Origin of the sequence: Curtobacterium sp. NPDC087080, from assembly GCF_044745105.1 — a bacterium.
In the GTDB taxonomy this organism is placed as follows: Bacteria; Actinomycetota; Actinomycetes; order Actinomycetales; family Microbacteriaceae; genus Curtobacterium.
In genome coordinates, this window is record NZ_JBIUZP010000005.1 from 186,701 (window position 1) to 202,604 (window position 15,904).

The 15,904-nt window shown below is 72.1% G+C and carries 17 protein-coding genes; 7 read left to right on the forward strand and 10 right to left on the reverse strand.

The window, feature by feature from the left end:
- The first annotated feature begins 33 nt into the window (after positions 1-33).
- Positions 34-969, forward strand: coding sequence for a Ppx/GppA family phosphatase (locus ACIPEQ_RS14870; protein WP_402715767.1), 936 nt, complete (start codon positions 34-36; stop codon positions 967-969).
- A 30-nt stretch (positions 970-999) separates the two neighbouring features.
- On the opposite strand, the gene ACIPEQ_RS14875 is transcribed toward ACIPEQ_RS14870, so the two are convergent.
- Positions 1,000-1,614, reverse strand: a complete 615-nt coding sequence (locus ACIPEQ_RS14875) for an antibiotic biosynthesis monooxygenase (protein ID WP_209824505.1) — start codon at positions 1,612-1,614, stop codon at positions 1,000-1,002.
- 57 nt (positions 1,615-1,671) lie between these two features.
- Here ACIPEQ_RS14875 and ACIPEQ_RS14880 point away from each other — a divergent pair, with 57 nt between their 5' ends.
- Both ACIPEQ_RS14880 and ACIPEQ_RS14885 read left to right on the forward strand, forming a co-directional pair.
- Positions 1,672-2,193: a DUF6328 family protein gene (locus ACIPEQ_RS14880; RefSeq protein ID WP_402715768.1), complete on the forward strand. Its 522-nt coding sequence runs from the start codon at positions 1,672-1,674 to the stop codon at positions 2,191-2,193.
- Positions 2,194-2,272: 79 nt separating this feature from the next.
- Positions 2,273-2,758 (forward strand): hypothetical protein, encoded by a 486-nt coding sequence (locus ACIPEQ_RS14885; protein WP_402715769.1) that lies wholly within the window; start codon positions 2,273-2,275, stop codon positions 2,756-2,758.
- Between the two features lie 56 nt (positions 2,759-2,814).
- Here ACIPEQ_RS14885 and ACIPEQ_RS14890 read toward each other — a convergent pair whose 3' ends face one another.
- On the reverse strand, positions 2,815-3,804 hold the full coding sequence (locus tag ACIPEQ_RS14890; protein WP_402715770.1) for a signal peptidase I: 990 nt from the start codon (positions 3,802-3,804) through the stop codon (positions 2,815-2,817).
- A 22-nt stretch (positions 3,805-3,826) separates the two neighbouring features.
- Positions 3,827-4,429: a hypothetical protein gene (locus tag ACIPEQ_RS14895; RefSeq protein ID WP_209676182.1), complete on the reverse strand. Its 603-nt coding sequence runs from the start codon at positions 4,427-4,429 to the stop codon at positions 3,827-3,829.
- Positions 4,430-4,542: 113 nt separating this feature from the next.
- Here ACIPEQ_RS14895 and ACIPEQ_RS14900 point away from each other — a divergent pair, with 113 nt between their 5' ends.
- Entirely contained in the window at positions 4,543-5,025 is a 483-nt protein-coding gene (locus ACIPEQ_RS14900) for a MarR family winged helix-turn-helix transcriptional regulator (RefSeq protein WP_126891437.1), read from the forward strand.
- 15 nt (positions 5,026-5,040) lie between these two features.
- Here ACIPEQ_RS14900 and ACIPEQ_RS14905 read toward each other — a convergent pair whose 3' ends face one another.
- Positions 5,041-6,069: a Ku protein gene (locus ACIPEQ_RS14905; protein WP_402715771.1), complete on the reverse strand. Its 1,029-nt coding sequence runs from the start codon at positions 6,067-6,069 to the stop codon at positions 5,041-5,043.
- Positions 6,070-6,161: 92 nt separating this feature from the next.
- Here ACIPEQ_RS14905 and ACIPEQ_RS14910 point away from each other — a divergent pair, with 92 nt between their 5' ends.
- The 3 genes from ACIPEQ_RS14910 to ACIPEQ_RS14920 all read left to right on the forward strand — a co-directional run bounded on the left by ACIPEQ_RS14910 (position 6,162) and on the right by ACIPEQ_RS14920 (position 10,220).
- Positions 6,162-6,707: a hypothetical protein gene (locus ACIPEQ_RS14910; RefSeq protein ID WP_126891435.1), complete on the forward strand. Its 546-nt coding sequence runs from the start codon at positions 6,162-6,164 to the stop codon at positions 6,705-6,707.
- A gap of 91 nt (positions 6,708-6,798) precedes the next feature.
- Complete coding sequence (locus ACIPEQ_RS14915; protein WP_402715772.1) at positions 6,799-7,689, forward strand: SDR family oxidoreductase; 891 nt, start codon at positions 6,799-6,801, stop codon at positions 7,687-7,689.
- On the forward strand, positions 7,686-10,220 hold the full coding sequence (locus ACIPEQ_RS14920) for an ATP-dependent DNA ligase (RefSeq protein ID WP_402715773.1): 2,535 nt from the start codon (positions 7,686-7,688) through the stop codon (positions 10,218-10,220). Before ACIPEQ_RS14915 ends, ACIPEQ_RS14920 begins: the two co-directional genes overlap by 4 nt.
- 324 nt (positions 10,221-10,544) lie before the next feature.
- On the opposite strand, the gene ACIPEQ_RS14925 is transcribed toward ACIPEQ_RS14920, so the two are convergent.
- From ACIPEQ_RS14925 to ACIPEQ_RS14950, 6 genes are all read right to left on the reverse strand, one after another.
- The gene (locus ACIPEQ_RS14925; protein ID WP_153257435.1) at positions 10,545-10,718 is read right to left on the reverse strand and encodes a hypothetical protein; all 174 of its coding nucleotides are present in this window, start codon (positions 10,716-10,718) and stop codon (positions 10,545-10,547) included.
- A gap of 10 nt (positions 10,719-10,728) precedes the next feature.
- Entirely contained in the window at positions 10,729-11,694 is a 966-nt protein-coding gene (locus ACIPEQ_RS14930) for a sugar phosphate isomerase/epimerase family protein (RefSeq protein WP_402715774.1), read from the reverse strand.
- 182 nt (positions 11,695-11,876) lie between these two features.
- The gene (locus ACIPEQ_RS14935) at positions 11,877-12,560 is read right to left on the reverse strand and encodes a fumarylacetoacetate hydrolase family protein (RefSeq protein WP_402715775.1); all 684 of its coding nucleotides are present in this window, start codon (positions 12,558-12,560) and stop codon (positions 11,877-11,879) included.
- A gap of 17 nt (positions 12,561-12,577) precedes the next feature.
- Positions 12,578-12,793 carry a hypothetical protein gene (locus ACIPEQ_RS14940; protein WP_250367804.1) on the reverse strand — a complete coding sequence of 72 codons (216 nt, stop codon included), beginning with the start codon at positions 12,791-12,793 and terminating at the stop codon, positions 12,578-12,580.
- Positions 12,793-13,131, reverse strand: a complete 339-nt coding sequence (locus ACIPEQ_RS14945) for a hypothetical protein (protein ID WP_402715776.1) — start codon at positions 13,129-13,131, stop codon at positions 12,793-12,795. Before ACIPEQ_RS14945 ends, ACIPEQ_RS14940 begins: the two co-directional genes overlap by 1 nt.
- 121 nt (positions 13,132-13,252) lie before the next feature.
- Positions 13,253-15,724, reverse strand: a complete 2,472-nt coding sequence (locus ACIPEQ_RS14950; RefSeq protein ID WP_402715777.1) for a phosphoketolase — start codon at positions 15,722-15,724, stop codon at positions 13,253-13,255.
- Positions 15,725-15,904 lie beyond the last annotated feature (180 nt).

Below are 15,904 nucleotides of genomic sequence, written 5' to 3' on the forward strand. Positions count from 1 at the left end.
TCCGCGGCCCCGGCTGGCCGCTAGCGTTGTGGCATGCGCGTCGGAGTCCTCGACATCGGGTCCAACACCGGCCACCTGCTCGTGGTGGACGCCCACGGCGGGGCCGCGCCGCTGCCGGCGTCGTCGTTCAAGCAGCCGCTGCGGCTCGCCGAGCACCTGGACGAGTCGGGTGCGGTGACGCCCGCGGGTGTCGAGGCCCTCACGACGTTCGTGGCCGAGGCCGTCCGCACCGCAGAGGAGCGCGGGTGCGAGGACATGCTCGGGTTCGCGACCTCGGCCGTGCGCGACGCCGTGAACTCCGACGCGGTGCTCGCCCACGTCGAGGAGCGCACCGGCGTCGAGCTCGCCGTGCTGTCCGGCGAGGACGAGGCGCGCCTGACGTTCCTGGCCGTCCGACGGTGGTTCGGGTGGTCCGCGGGACGGCTCGCCGTGTTCGACATCGGGGGCGGCTCGCTCGAGATCGCCGGCGGTGCGGACGAGGCGCCCGACGTCGCGTGGTCGATGCCGATCGGCGCCGCCCGGCTCGCACGCCGGTACTTCGCCGAGGGGACGCCGAGCGAGGACGACGTCCGACGCATCCGGCACGAGATCCGCGTCGCCATCGCGCGGGACGCCGGGCTGCTGCTCCGCTCGGGCCGGCCCGACCGCGCCGTCGCGACCTCGAAGACGTTCCGCTCGATCGCGCGGATCTGCGGAGCGGCGCCCTCGGCCGCCGGGCCGCTCGTCCCGCGCGCGCTCGACGGTGCCGAACTGCGTCGGCTGCTGCCGTCGCTGCTGACGAGGTCCGTCGACGAACTCGCGGCGCTGCCGGGCGTCTCGCCGAGCCGCGCGCACCAGGTCGTGCCCGGGGCGCTCGTCGCCGAGGCGTGCCTGGACATCTTCGACCTGCCCGCGCTCGAGATCTGCCCGTGGGCCCTGCGCGAGGGCGTGATCCTCGAGCGGCTCGACCAGCTGTCGGTGCTCGGTTGAACGCAGCCCGGGGGCAGGGCCGGCCGGGGCTCAGGGCTGCCGATCGGCTCGCGGCGGTGCGAGGAGCCAGGGGCGGATGAGCTGCGTGACGAACGGCAGCACCCAGAAGGTCATGATCGGCGTCAGCACGAGCGTCGTGACGAGCACGCGCGGCAGCACCGCCAGGTGGCCGAACGCCGGGACGAGCCAGCCGACCAGGTAGGTGAACGCCAGGTTCACCGGGAAGAACCCGAGCCAGATGCTCACGGCCTGCTTCCACCGCGGCGGGGCGCTCGAGGCGGGGGCGTCCTGCGGGGCGTCGAACCAGCCCTCGATGCCGGTGCGCTTCTCGACACGGGACTCCACCACGAGGTCGCGCCCCTGGTCGAGCCACCGGAGCCGGTCGTCGGAGTTCTCCCACGTGGCGAGCTGCTCGTGGTCGGCGAACCGGTAGAGCATGTGCCACTCCCGACTGGTGGCGTGCGAGCGGACCCACCCGGAGCCGAGGAAGCCCGGGTAGCGGTTCGCCAGGTTGACACCGGACTGCACCCAGGCGGTGGCGTCGGGGATGCGGTCGGGTTCGACCAGACGGGTGATGGACACGGTGACGGGCGGGCCTGCGGTCACGGATGACGACTGCAGACTCCCTGGCTCTTGTGGAGTCATGCGGACAGTCTCGCGGAGTCGTGTTTCGGGCTCGTGACGGCGCAGTAGGTTCGGCACATGAGCGACGTCGGCGGTGCAGCACAGGACACCGAGCGTGGGCGGCACGAGACCCCGACCGAGCGGTGGGACCGGAACTGGTCGGACATCCAGCAGGAGCTCCGCATCGTGCAGACCGGGACGCAGATCCTGGCCGGGTTCCTGCTGACGCTGCCGTTCCAGCAGCGGTTCACCATGCTCAGCACCAGCGAAGAGGTCGTCTACCTCGTGCTGGTGGTCCTCGCGGTCGTGATCACGGTCGTCGCGCTGTCGGCCGTCTCCGCCCACCGGCTGGTGTTCCGGCAGCGCCAGAAGCACGACCTGGTCCGGGCCGGGAACGTGCTGCTCATCACGGCCCTCGCGGCGAGCGCCCTGCTGTTCTCGGGCACGGTCCTGTTCGTGTTCGACGTGGTGATCGGGGACGTCGGTGGCGTCGTCGGCGGTGCCGTGGTGTTCGTCGGGACGGCAGCGCTGTGGGTCTCGATCCCGCTCGCGCTCCGCCGGACCTCCCGCGACACCCGGGACCACCCCGGACCTGAGTGAGTCCTCGGTCGGGCCCCACCGCGACCGGAGGAACCCGGGCCACGATGGCCCGGACGACCACCACGGGAAGGACGAGCACGTGTCGACCACAGGACCCTCCGTCATCCTGACCCTCGGCCGTCCGGTCCACGCGCAGGCACTGTCCTACACCGCGATGTACCGGGCGAAGCCCTTCCGCGAAGCCCTCCTGGTGTACCGGGAGGGCGGGACCTACACGATCCTGTCGCCCGGCGAGGACCACCACGGGTGCTGGGTCTCGGCGACGACCCCGCTCGACCCGCCTCAGCACGTCTCGTTCATGTCGTGGCCCTCGGCCGACTGGGATCGGGACGTCGCGGCACACACGCTCGTCTTCGCGCCCGACACCGGCGCCTTCACGCAGGAGCTGCGCCTGCCGGGGGAGTCCGTGCCGCGGGCGCAGCACGGCTTCGCGGTGTCCGTGGCGGACCCGGGGACGATCGACACCACCGAGGGCTGGGCCGTGCTGCGCGAGCGCCACCGCGAGGCCTTCGCACAGGTGCGGGCGCTGGCGGTCGGGAGCGCCGGGGCGCCGTCCGACGGGTAGGGGCTGGACCACGCCGGCTCCGCCGAGGGGCTGTGGTGGGCGTCAGTGGATGCTCGTCAGGGCGCGCAGCTCGTGCGCCCGAACCCGAGGAAGCGCACGGTGACCACCCGCACCGACTCGGTCGACGTGGCGGTCCAGGTGCTCGTGAGGTCGGTGCGGATGCTGACCGTCGAGGTCCGCCAGGTGAAGAGGTCCCACGAGCCCACCGTGCTGCTCCGGGCGTCCGCGGGGCGCTGTGCGACCTCCTGCCCGTCGACGAGGACCGTGAAGCGTTCAGGCGCGGTACCGGCGAACCCCCACCCGATCGTCACCGATCCGTCGCTGTTCGTCGCGCAGGTCAGCGCGGTGACCGGCGACGCCGTCGCGGTCGCGAGGGTGCTCGTGGCCGACGGGGTCGTCGCGGCGAACGCGGCTGCTGCTGCCGGAGCGGGGAGTGCCAGTGCTCCTGCCACGCACACGGCGGTGACGACCACGGCGGCGGAGACGCGCGGGCGACGTCGGGGGGCGCGGTGGCGGGCACGGCGGTCCGCCGGTGCCGTCGGCGGTCGGTTCCCGGAGACCGCCGGGGCGACGGCGAGGAGCGTGACGGCGAGGACCGCTGCCCCGAGCACGGTGAGGGCAGCGGTGTCACCCGTGGCCGCCCAGGTGATCGGTGCGCCGACGAGGGGCACCCGGAGGTAGCCGACGCCCTCGACGGCGGAGCGGGTGATCGGAGTCGAGTCGGCCTGCGGGTTCGCGTCGCCCTTCGTGGTCAGCGTGTCGTCGCCGTCGAGCGCGTCGAACCGGTGCAGACGCAGGACGCCTGCGTGGTCCGGGTCGTCGAACAGCAGCACCTGTCCCCGGTGCAGGACGCGCGGGTCGACGGGCTTGCTGACCACGACGTCGCCGACGCGCAGGGAGGGCTCCATGGAGCCGGTCATCACGGTGGTGCTGTGCCATCCGATGAGCATCGGAGCGGCTGCCCAGAAGAGCATGCCGAACACCGTCGCGACCACCCCGCGGGCGGCGAGTACCACCGTGAACCGGATCCACGACGTCGAACGCACGGTCGGCTCCTCCTGACCTGGTCTAGGAGTTCTGTGCTTCCCAGGTGAAGCCGAGGCTCGCGCTGGCACCCATCAGGGACGCCGGGGCGTCCGGCGAGACGGTGTAGGCGATCTGGTACGTCCGCGTCTCGGCCTTGTCGCCGGTGGGCTTCCAAGTGCCGACACCCGTGGCGTAGTTCGTGCGGGTGGTGGCGAAGGTCGCGAGCGATCCGTCGTAGAGGGTGCCGTCAGCGCCCGCGGCTGCGGTGAAGCCGGTGCAGGTGCCGTACCCGCCGCCGGTGCCCTGCGTCACCCGCAGCGTCACGTACGAGCCGAGCGACTTCGTCTGCTGCACGTTGGTGGCGTAGAGCTTCACCACGCTCGGCAGCGAACCGCTCGACGTGACCGCGATGCAGTTCGTCCCGGTCGAACCGGGCTTGAGGTTCGACGCGGAGAACAGCGCGCCGTTCGCGGCGTCGTTGCTCAGCGAGACCGAGCCCATGGACCAGTTGTTGGCGTCGTCGGAGGACGTCGCGGAGAAGGCCGAGTAGGACGCGGTCGACACCGCGACGCCACCGGCGACGAGTGCGGCCGGGATCACGGCGAGGGTAGCGATGCGGGAGAGGGCGCGGGTCGGGAGGCGCACGGCGGGTCCAATCGGTTCTTGTTCACTCGATTTTCGAGCTAACCAAGACGATACGCCTCGAATTATGAGTGTGTCAACAATCGTGCAAAACGGAATCCGTCTAGAGTGTTCTCGTGCCTGGACTGCCCACGGGGAACCTCGGAGACGACGACCGCTCGCTCGACGACGCGGTGGCGGCGTTCTACGCGGCGCAGGTCGAGCACTCCCACCTGATCCAGCACCTGGCGGTGCTGAACGACCTCAACGCAGTGGACCTCCGCGCGCTGCAGTTCCTCGGCGCGACCGACGAGGACCGGACGCCGAAGGAGCTCGGCGGGTACCTGGAGATGGGCACCGGTGCCGTCACGGCGCTCCTCGACCGGCTGGCCCGGCGGGGGTTCCTCGACCGGGTCCGAAACCCGGACGACCGACGGAGCGTGCGGATCGAGCTCACCGTCGACGGGTTCGCGGTGGTCGGCGCTCTCAGATCGGCCTACCGGCGAGCGCTCAAGCGGTCCCTGCCGCGGGAGAGCGTCGAGGTGTTCATCGCGTTCACCGAGCGCATGGCGGAGGAGTTCCGGGCTCCGATCGCTGACGAGGTCGACGGGTCGGACTGACCCGCCGCCAGCAGGTCAGCTGGCCTGCTTCTTCGCGGAGGTCTTCTTCGCCGGGGCCTTCTTCGCGGGCGCCTTCTTCGCGGGCGCCTTCTTCGCAGGGGTCTTCTTCGCGGGCGCCTTCTCTGCCGTCGCGTCCCCGTCGTCGTCCGCACCAGCGGGACCGGACGACGAGCGTGAGCCGGACGACGAGCGCGACCCCGAGCCTCCAGACCCGGACGAGGACCGGGACGAGGACCGTGACGAACCCGACGAACCGGACCGCTTCTTGTCGACCGAGGCCCGGAGGGCCGCCATCAGGTCGATGACGTCGCCACCCTCGCCGGCGTCGTCCTCGGAGCGCTCACCGAACGTCTCCGCGGTGTCGACGTCGTCACCGGCCTCGAGCTTGGCGTCGATGAGCTGCTGCAGTTCCTCCTGGTAGGAGTCCGTGTAGCGGTCGGGGTCGAAGTCGGCGGACATGCTCTCGACGAGCGACGACGACATCTTCAGCTCGTTCGCGCTGACCTTCACCGAGGCGTCGAGGGACGTGAAGTCCGCGGCCCGGACCTCGTCGCCCCACAGGAGTCCCTGCAGCAGGATGACGTCCTCGTTGACGCGGAGCACCCCGAGCCGGGTCTTCTGCCGGAGGGTGAACTGCACGATCGCCAGCCGGTCGGTCTTCGCGAGCGTCTCGCGGAGCAGCACGTACGCCTTGGGCGACCGGGAGTCCGGTTCGAGGTAGTACGACTTCTCGAACATCATCGGGTCGACCTGCTCGACGGGCACGAACTCGAGGACCTCGATCTCGTGCGACTGCTCCTCGGGCAGCTGCTTGAAGTCGTCGGCGGTGAGGACGACCGTCTTGTCACCGTCGTCGTAGGCGCGCTGGATGTCGGCGTACTCGACCTCGTGGCCGAACTCGCACACACGCTTGTACCGGATGCGGCCCTTGTCCTCGTCGTGGACCTGGTGCAGGGACACGTCGTGGGTCTCGGTCGCCGCGTACACCTTGATGGGCACGTTGACGAGCCCGAACGCGATGGAGCCCTTCCAGATCGACCTCATGGGCACATGATGCCCGGGAGCGCGGCGACAGGCCCTCAGTTCCGGGCGGATCGACAGCCGCGCGCGAAGTCGGAGGGCGTATCGTGCCGCGCATGACGGGGGAACACAGCACAGGGGCCACCGACGCGACTGCTGCGACGGACGACGACCGGATCGACGCTGTGGGCTGGTGGCAGCTCGCCGCCCTGGCGGTCAGCGGAGCCGTCGCACCGGCGGTGTTCTTCGTGCTGCAGCCGGGACCGGTCCCGTGGGTCGCGGTCGTCGTGCTCGGCCTCGCGCTGGCGGTCGCGCTCCCCGCCCTGCAGGTCTGGTCCTGGGCGCGCCGCGGCGGTCGGGCCGCGGTCGCGGCCACGCGGCGGTGGGTCGACGAGGGGCGTGTTCCCCCGGAGGTCCCGGAGGCGGTCTGGCGGCCGCGGGTCCAGCAGTGGACGGCGGACGCGCGGCAGCGACGATCCAGCGGGTGGGTGTTCGTCGGTCTGGCTGCCCTGTGGGCGGTCCTCGCCACGACTGGCACCACCAACGGCTGGGGTGTCGCGGTCGTCTGGGCCGTACTCGGCATCGCCACCCTCGTGCAGGGGCGCGGCGACCGGGTCGGCGCCGAGCACCTCCTGGCCACACCGGTGCGACCGACGTCCTGACCCGTCCTGCACAGCTCCGGCACCAGGACGTCCTGTCCACGGAACCGCCGGTCCTGAGCCACCGTGCCGCCGCGGCGAGCAGCATGGGCCCATGAGCCAGCTCGACAAGCAGGACCCGCGTTCGCAGTACGCCCGGCCGCCGTTCCCGCCGCAGACCCAGCAGGGGTCCGGGCTGGCCAGCGCGATGGACCCGGCGCCCGACCACGGCGAGACGACGTACCTCGGCACGGGGCGGATGCCCGGGTACCGGGTGCTCGTGACCGGTGCCGACTCCGGCATCGGCCGAGCGGCCGCGATCGCGATGGCGAAGGAGGGCGCGGACGTCGCCCTGAACGCCCTGCCCGAGGAGCGCGAGGACCTCGAACAGGTACGCGACGTCGTCGGTGACCTCGGGCGCAAGGCCGTGCTGCTGCCGGGCGACCTGACCGACGAGGCGTTCTGCGACACCCTCGTGCGCGATGCCGTCAGTGAGCTCGGCGGGCTCGACGCGCTGGTGCTCGTGGCCGGGCACCAGCAGGTCCACGAGGACGTCACCGAGCAGTCGACCGAGGACTTCGACCGCACGATGAAGGTCAACCTCTACTCGATGTTCTGGCTGGTCCGGGCGGCCGTGCCGCACATGGCTCCCGGCAGCGCGATCGTCACCACGAGCTCGGTGTCGGCGTACCAACCGCAGGACCGGATGATCGACTACGCCGCCACGAAGTCCGCCATCATCACGTACACGAACGGCCTGGCCCGGCAGCTCGCGGCGAAGGGCATCCGGGCGAACTGCGTCGTGCCCGGTCCGGTGTGGACGCCGCTGCAGCCGATCAGCTACCCCGGCGACGAGATCGCCGCCTACGGCCAGGACACCCCCTTCGGCCGGCCGGCGCAGCCCGTCGAGCTCGGCAGCGCCTACGTCCACCTCGCCGGGCCGGAGTCGTCCTACACGTCCGGCAGCACCCTGACCGTGGCGGGAGCGACCGGGGTCGCGCTGTGAGTCCGGCTGCGCGGAAGGCCACCGTCCTCGTCGGGGACCGCAGGATCGCGCTCACCAACACCGACAAGGTGCTCTACCCCGTCACCGGCACGACCAAGGGTCAGGTGATCGCCTACTACGAGCGGGTGGCGCCGTGGATGATCCCGCACGTCAAGGACCGTCCGGTGACCCGGAAGCGCTGGGCGAACGGCGTGGAGGGCACGGTCTTCTTCGAGAAGAACCTGCCCGACTCGGCGCCCGACTGGGTCCGTCACCACACGATCGCGCACAAGGAGCACGACACCGAGTACCCGATCGTCGACGATCTGCCGACGCTCGTCTGGATGGCGCAGCAGGCGGCGCTCGAGCTGCACGTCCCGCAGTGGCGCTTCGGTCCGCGCGGAGCGCAGCAGCACCCGGACCGGCTCGTGCTCGACCTCGACCCGGGCGAGGGCGTCGGGCTACCGGAGTGCGTCGAGGTGGCGCTCGCCGCGCGCGAGATCCTGCACGGCATGGGCCTCGACCCGTACCCGGTGACCTCCGGCTCGAAGGGCATCCACCTGTACGCGGCACTCGACGGGCGTGCCACCACCGCGCAGGTGTCCGACGTCGCCCACGAGCTCGCCAGGGCGTTGGAGCAGGACCTGCCCGACCTGGTGCTGTCCTCGATGAGCCGCGCCGAGCGACGGGGCAAGGTCTTCGTCGACTGGTCGCAGAACAACGGCAACAAGACGACGATCGCGCCGTACTCGCTGCGCGGCCGTGACCGGCCGACCGTCGCGGCGCCGCGGACCTGGCAGGAGCTCGAGGAACGCGGGTTCGCCCAGCTGGAGCTCGAGGAGGTCCTCGACCGTCTGGAGGCACACGGCGACCTCCTGCACCCGGTCGCCTCCGCCTCGCTGGCGGTGGGCAGGATCGACCACGGCCACTGGGACAGCGACCGGACCCAGCGGGCGAACGAGGCCGAGCAGCCGGCTCGCGACCGCCTCGCGGTCTACCGCGCGAAGCGCGACGCGACGAAGACGCCGGAGCCGGTGCCCGAGGGGGCACCGACCGTGCGGAGGGACGGCACCCCGACCTTCGTGATCCAGGAGCACCACGCCACCCGCGACCACTACGACTTCCGGCTCGAGCACGACGGCGTGCTCGTGAGCTGGGCGCTCCCGAAGGGCGAGCCGACCGACCCCGGGAAGAACCACCTCGCCGTGCAGACGGAGGACCACCCGCTCGAGTACGGCTCGTTCGAGGGGACGATCCCGCAGGCCGAGTACGGCGGGGGCACCGTCACGATCTGGGACGACGGCACCTACGAGCTCGAGAAGTGGCGCGAGGGGGAAGAGGTCATCGTCACGCTGCACGGCCGCGCGAACGGTGTCCGGCGGCTGGCGCTCCTGCACACCCGTGGGCGTGGTCGTGGCCGCGGTGGGGGGAGTGGCGGCGACGAGAAGAACTGGCTCATCCACCGCACGAAGGACCAGCCCGACCAGAGCGCCGACGGCGGTGGTGGTGCGGACGGGGGTCGTGCCTCCCGACCGGCGACGACGACCACAGCGGAGCGACGGCGGATCGGGCGAGCGGCACCCTCGGCGACGCCACCAGGCGAGCGGCGGGCCATGCTCGCGAGCCCCGTCCAGGGCGAGCCGCACCTCGATCCCTCGGTCTGGGCGTTCGAGATGAAGTGGGACGGTGTCCGCGCCCTGGCCACCGTGCGCGACGGTCGGGTCACCCTGCGGAGCCGGAACGACAACGACCTGACCGCGCAGTACCCGGAGCTGCAGGAGCTGGGTGAGCGGGCCGGGGTGGACGGGGTCTTCGACGGCGAGGTCGTGGCGCTGGACGAGCGCGGGCGGCCGTCGTTCGGCCTGCTGCAGGACCGCATGGGGCTGACCGGGACACGTGACGTCGAGGCTGCACGTCGCCGGACGCCCGTGCGCCTGCTGCTCTTCGACGTGCTCGAGGCCGACGGACACGACCTGACCCGGCTCGGCTACGACGCCCGGCGCGAGGCGCTCCTGACGGTCGTCGAACCGGGCGGCGCGATCGAGGTGCCTCCCGCGGTGGACGGCGACCTGGATCACGCCGTGTCGCAGTCACGCGACCGCGGGCTCGAGGGCGTCGTGGCGAAGAAGCGCTCGTCACGGTACGCCGAGGGTCGCCGGTCCGAGGCATGGGTGAAGATCAAGCACCACGTCACGCAGGAGGTCGTGGTCGGCGGGTGGCGGCCCGGCAGGGGGCGGCGCGCCGGTGGCGTCGGATCGTTGCTGTTGGGGATCCCCGGGCCGGACGGACTCGAGTACGTCGGCAGGGTCGGGACGGGCTTCAGCGACCGGGACCTCGACGACATCGGTGCCGTCCTCGGCAGGAGCGAGCGGAAGACCTCGCCGTTCGTCGACGTGCCGCGGCCGGACGCTCGCGATGCGCACTGGGTGACACCGCGGCGGGTGGGCGAGGTCGTGTTCGCCGAGTGGACCACGGACGGCCGGCTCCGGCAGCCGTCCTGGCGCGGGTGGCGGCCGGACAAGGGGCCGGAAGACGTCGTCCGCGAGTCCTGACCGGGCTGCTGGCGCCACACCCCTCGTGCGGAAGCGACTCGTGAGGAGGCGGCCCGTGCGCCGGATCAGGGGACGCACGGGCCGCCGCCGGTGCACCGTGCTCGGCGATCAGGGGGTGACCGACCACGGCGCGTCCAGGGCCCGGGACACCCACGGCCCGGGCTTCCGGAACCCCCACGGTTCCGGGACCCACTGGTGTGACGAGTCGACTCCGTGATTCATCACGCTGGAGCCCGAACTCTCCTTGCGAGCCGTCGCGGAGACGACGAGACCGTCCGGGAGCCCAGCTCCCGGACGGTCTCCGGTGTCGGTCGATCGGGCCGGTCAGGCCGCCGGAGCCGGGCCGTCCGCCGGCTTCGCGGTGTCGGCAGCGGGCAGGTCCTCGTCGATCAGGTCCTCCTGCTCGGGCAGGTCGACCTCGGCGGCTGCCGCCTTGGCGTCGTCGATGGACTCCTGCGAGCGCCGGAGGAGGTCGTCGTCTGCTGCGTGATCCGTCATGCGGTCGACGCTACGCGGGCGCGCCTGTGCCCGCGTCGGACCGGGGGACCGGCGGTGCGACCGACGGAGCGGTGACGTCGAAGTCGACCGCCGAGGTCGGCGCCGGCGTGGTCGGCATCGCCGGAGCAGCGGGCTCGTCGACCGCGTCCGCGGCGTCCAGCACGGCCCGGGTGGCCGCCGCAGCGGTCCGGAGCGCATCCGACAGGGGCATCGCGCGGTGTGCGGCCGTCCGGACCTCGACACCCCACGGTTCCTCGTGACCGAGGCTCCGGAGCACGCGGACCAGACCGGGCAGGTCCCAGGCACCCGACCCCGGCAGGTGCCGCGCGGTGCGGGACTCCTCGGCGAGAGTGAGTCCGGACGGGGTGTGCAGCAGCCCGTCGCTGAGCTCCACCGCGGCGAGCACCCCGGGAGCGACCCCCTGCGCGATCGACGCCAGGGTGGATCCGCCGCGGAGCGTGTGCATCGCGTCGAGCAGGAGGCCGGCGTTCGGGTGACCGGCCGCGGCGACGAAACGGGACGCCCGCTCGACGGTGGGCAGGTTCGACCAGGGCTCCGGTTCGAGGACGAGTCGCGCTCCGACCTTCTCGGCCTGCGCGGCGAGGTCGGTGAAGTCCGCAGCCATCGCCGCCGGTGTCACCGGGTGGACGCCGGTGTCGGCGCGGACGACGACCTGCCAGACGCCGAGGGTCGCGGCAGCCTCGAGCACGACCCCGCGGTCGGCCTCGTCGTCGGTCGAGCGGTCGACGTGGGTCCACCAGCGGTCGAGCGGGCCGAGCTGCACCCAGACGATGCCGGCCCGGTCGAGGACGCGGCGCAGTGCCGTGAACCCCGTCGTCGCGCGGACCTCGTGGAGGTCGTCGAGCGACAGTGACAGGCCGGAGAACCCGGCATCCCCGACGGCTCGGACCCGGTCGGCGATCGGTTCGTCGCCCGCCCAGGTCCAGGACGTCGCGAGCAGATCGTGTTCCTGCACGGCGCACCTCCTCGGTCGGGACACACACCCGTCCCCGGCGCGCTCGGCGTCGAGCACGCTCGCGGTGTCCCGTGGTCTGACGTCGATGGTCCCCCGACGTCAGGGACTGTCTACGCCGCGCGGCTGCGGGCCCTCCCAGCGGCGTGTGGTCGAAGCCGGTCCGGCACCGGTGACCGGGGGCGTCAGACGATCCGGGTCGTCACCGTCCCGACACCGGCGACGGCGCCCGTGACGACCTGACCGCGCTGCAGCGGCCCGACGCCGTCCGGGGTCCCGGTGAACAGCAGGTCCCCCGGCGCGAGGGTGACCCAGCGCGACAGCTCGGCGATCGTCTCGGCGACGGACCAGATCTGGTCCGCCAGGTCGCCCGCCTGTCGGAGTGCGCCGTCCACCCGGAGCTCGATCGAGCCCGCGGTCGGGTCGATGCCCGCGCACGGGACGATCGCGCCGACCGGGGCGGAGGCGTCGAAGCCCTTCGCGAGGTCCCACGGACGGCCGAGCCGCTTCGCCTCGGCCTGCAGGTCGCGGCGGGTGAGGTCGATCCCGACGCCGTAGCCCCACACCAGGTCGAGTGCGTCGGACACGGCGACGTCCGAGCCCCCACGGCCGAGCGCGACGACGAGCTCGACCTCGTGCTCGAGCCGGTCCGTGCCCGGCGGGTACGGGGTGTCCGCGCCGTCGGTGACGAGCGCGCTCGCCGGCTTCGAGAAGAAGAACGGCGGCTCGCGGTCCGGGTCGTGCCCCATCTCGCGCGCGTGCGCCGCGTAGTTGCGGCCGACGCAGTACACGCGACGGACGGGGAACCGGCCGCCCGACGCGGTCGGCAGCGTGGGCTGGCCCGGGGCGGGGATGACGAGGTCCTGCACGTGCCCAGCCTGGCACGTCAGCCCTCGGTGCTCGCGGTCTCGTGCTCCAGCCCACGGCGACGGGCGCGCTCCTGTCGCTCCCGCCACTCCTGCCGGAGGTCCTCGATCAGCTCGGCCTCGTTCTGCTCGACCATGAGCGGGCCGTAGTGCGGATGCGCGCAGAGCGACCGGTAGATGCGCTCCATCATGTCCAGGCGTCGTTTGAACAGGTCGTCGGGTTCGTCGGTGATCATCAGGATCGTCCTCCGTCTCGGTCACGTGCTCGCTCGGGGTGGAGACGCCGACGTTCGGCACGTTGGACGGCCCACACGACCCACTCGTCGTCCTCGGTGACCCACGAGCGGGTCGTCAGCGCGTGCGTCATGAGTGCTGCCGCGTCGTGGTCGTCCGGGTCTCGTGAGAGCGCCCGCTCCACCACCCACGTCCAACGCTGCCACCACAGGTCCCGGTGCACCGAGAACTCGGTATTCCGCCGCATCCGCCGCCCCTCGAGCACGGTCACGACCACACTCGCGGCGGCCACCGCCGCCCCGACCAGCGCGACCACCGCGCTCACCCATCCGACGTCCATGCCCCGAGCCTCACAGCACAGGACCGGCCACGCGGCGGGCGTGACCGGTCCTGTGGACGGTGCGCAGTGCCTCCAGGCTGTGCAGGAGGAGCGTGCAGGAGGCGCCGGGTGACGGGCTAGGTCAGTTGCCGGGGGCAGCGCCCTCCGTCTCGCCGGCGCCCGGGTCGCCCCCGGTCCCGCCGTCGGTCGGCTCGTCCTGCGGCCAGCCCCGGAACTCCCAGCCCGACAGCGACGGGTGGTCCTCGCCCCTGGTGTAGGCGAAGGTCCGTGCAGCGTCCCGCGCCTCGGTGAGCTTCGCGAGCAGGTCGGCGTGCGCGTCGGCGTCGACCCGTGTCAGGGCGTCGTGCGCCAGCGAGAAGCGGTCCATGTCGTTGAGCATGAGCATGTCGAACGGCGACGTGGTCGTGCCCTGTTCGAGGAAGCCGTGCACGTGCAGGTCGTCGTGACCGTGTCGGCGGTACGTCAGCTGGTGCACGAGCGACGGGTAGCCGTGGAAGGCGAACACCGTCGGGGTGCCCGGCAGGAAGACCTCGTCGTAGCGCTCGTCGCTGACCGGGTGCTCGTGCTTCCGCGGATCGCCGAGGGACAGCAGGTCCACGACGTTGACGAAGCGCACCCCGACCTCGGGAGCGTGCTTGCGGATGATGTCCGCCGCGGCCATCGCCTCGACCGTCGGGACGTCACCGGCGCTCGCGAGCAGCACGTCCGCACGACCGACGGTCTGCTCGGTCCCGGCCCAGTCCCAGACGCCCAGACCCGCAGCCGCGTGCGCGACGGCGTCCTCGATCGACAGGAACACCGGCTCCGGGTGCTTCCCCGCGACGATCACCTCGATGCGGTCGGTCGTCTCGAAGGCGTGCGCGGCGACGGCGAGCAGCGTGTTCGCGTCCGCCGGCAGCTTGATGCGGACGAGGTCCTGCTGCTTCGAAGCGACGACGTCGAGGAAGCCCGGGTCCTGGTGCGAGAAGCCGTTGTGGTCCTGCCGCCACACGTGCGACGACAGCAGGATCGACAGGTTCGAGACCGGCGCGCGCCAGTCGATGTCCGTCGACGACTCGAGCCACTTCGCGTACTGGCCGACCATCGAGTCGATGATGTGCGCGAACGCCTCGTAGGTGTTCAGGAGGCCGTGGCGCCCGCTCAGCACGTAGCCCTCGAGGAGCCCCTCGAGCAGGTGCTCGGACAGGACCTCGATCACGCGGCCGCGGGCACCGAGGTGCTCGTCGCCTGCGGCGCGACGCGCCCGCCAGACCCTCGAGGTGACGTCGAAGACCGCGTCGAGCTTGTTCGAGATCGTCTCGTCCGGGCCGAACAGGCGGAAGGACGATCCGTTCCGCGACGTCAGCTCCGCGAGCCACGGTCCGAGGGTCGCCGTCGAGCTGGCGTCCTCGCCGACGGGCACGGCGTACGGCTCGAGCGGCGGCCGGTCGAGCGCGGTGCGGATGCGGCCGCCGTTCGCGTGCGGGGTGGCGCTCATGCGGAGGTCGCCCTGCGGACGGATGGTCGTCAGGATGCCGGTCGGCTGGCCGTCGGCGTCGAAGAGCTCGTCCGGACGGTAGCTCCGCATCCACTCCTCGAGCTGCTCGCGGTGCCCGGCGTCCTCGCGGACCGCCGGCAGCGGGACCTGGTGCGCGCGGAACGTGCCCTCGACGCGCTCGCCGTCGACCTCCTGCGGGCCGGTCCAGCCCTTCGGGGTACGGAGCACGATCATCGGCCAGCGCGGACGCAGGTCGGCTGCGCCTGCCGGCTGTCCGGCTGCGGCTCGCTGCGCCTGTGCGCGCGCCGCGGCCTGGATGTCGTCGATGCTCGCGAGGGCACGGCGGAGGGCGCCGTCGAACAGGGCGTGCACCGCGAACGGGTCGTGGTCGACCCGAGCGGAGTCGACGACGATCGGGTCGTAGCCGAGGCCGCGGAAGTAGGCGGTGAGGTCCTCGTCCGGGATGCGCGCGAGGATCGTCGGGTTCGCGATCTTCCAGCCGTTGAGGTTGAGGATGGGCAGCACGGCACCGTCGGACACCGGGTCGAGGAACGTGTGCGCCTGCCACGACCCGGACAGCGGCCCGGTCTCCGCCTCACCGTCGCCGACGACGCAGGCCACGACGAGGTCGGGGTTGTCGAGCGCCGCACCGTAGGCGTGCGCGAGGGAGTACCCGAGCTCGCCGCCCTCGTGGATCGATCCGGGGGTCTCCGGCGCCGCGTGCGACGGGATGCCGCCGGGGAAGGAGAACTGCCGGAAGAACTTCCGCAGGCCCTCTGGGTCGGGCGTGATGTCCGGGTACAGCTCGCTCCAGGTCCCCTCGAGCCAGGCGTTGGCGTTCATCGCGGGACCGCCGTGCCCGGGACCGCACACGTAGAGCAGGTCGCGGTCGGTCTCGGCGATGAGCGCGTTGCAGTGCGCGTAGACGAGGTTGAGCGCGGGGGAGGTGCCCCAGTGCCCGAGCAGGCGCGGCTTGACGTCGTCCGGGTCGATGGGTCGGGTGAGCAGCGGGTTGTCGAGGAGGTAGATCTGCCCGACGGTCAGGTAGTTCGCGGCACGCCACCAGGCGTCGATCGCCCGGATCCGGTCGGTGCTCGGGATGTGTGCGGGGGCCATGCCCACACGCTACGGAGCAGGGGACAGGACCTCCCCAGGAACTCCGTCCAATCCGATCCGGCGAGGGTCCCGAATCCCTTGCATCAGCCGGGAAACACCCGGAGCGCTCACCAGCCGCAGGTAGCTGGTTCTCCACCCCTGTTCGGGGTGTGTTCGGCGCGCACTCAGGGAATCGCGCCG

Excerpts from the sequence above, each read along its gene's own strand:
- ACIPEQ_RS14870 (WP_402715767.1), top strand. The coding sequence starts at position 34 with ATGCGCGTCGGAGTCCTCGACATCGGGTCCAACACCGGCCACCTGCTC.
- ACIPEQ_RS14925 (WP_153257435.1), bottom strand. The coding sequence starts at position 10,718 with ATGACGGATCACGCAGCAGACGACGACCTCCTCCGGCGCTCGCAGGAG.
- ACIPEQ_RS14915 (WP_402715772.1), top strand. The coding sequence starts at position 6,799 with ATGAGCCAGCTCGACAAGCAGGACCCGCGTTCGCAGTACGCCCGGCCG.
- ACIPEQ_RS14945 (WP_402715776.1), bottom strand. The coding sequence starts at position 13,131 with ATGGACGTCGGATGGGTGAGCGCGGTGGTCGCGCTGGTCGGGGCGGCG.
- ACIPEQ_RS14940 (WP_250367804.1), bottom strand. The coding sequence starts at position 12,793 with ATGATCACCGACGAACCCGACGACCTGTTCAAACGACGCCTGGACATG.
- ACIPEQ_RS14910 (WP_126891435.1), top strand. The coding sequence starts at position 6,162 with ATGACGGGGGAACACAGCACAGGGGCCACCGACGCGACTGCTGCGACG.
- ACIPEQ_RS14880 (WP_402715768.1), top strand. The coding sequence starts at position 1,672 with ATGAGCGACGTCGGCGGTGCAGCACAGGACACCGAGCGTGGGCGGCAC.
- ACIPEQ_RS14875 (WP_209824505.1), bottom strand. The coding sequence starts at position 1,614 with ATGACTCCACAAGAGCCAGGGAGTCTGCAGTCGTCATCCGTGACCGCA.
- ACIPEQ_RS14905 (WP_402715771.1), bottom strand. The coding sequence starts at position 6,069 with ATGAGGTCGATCTGGAAGGGCTCCATCGCGTTCGGGCTCGTCAACGTG.
- ACIPEQ_RS14950 (WP_402715777.1), bottom strand. The coding sequence starts at position 15,724 with ATGGCCCCCGCACACATCCCGAGCACCGACCGGATCCGGGCGATCGAC.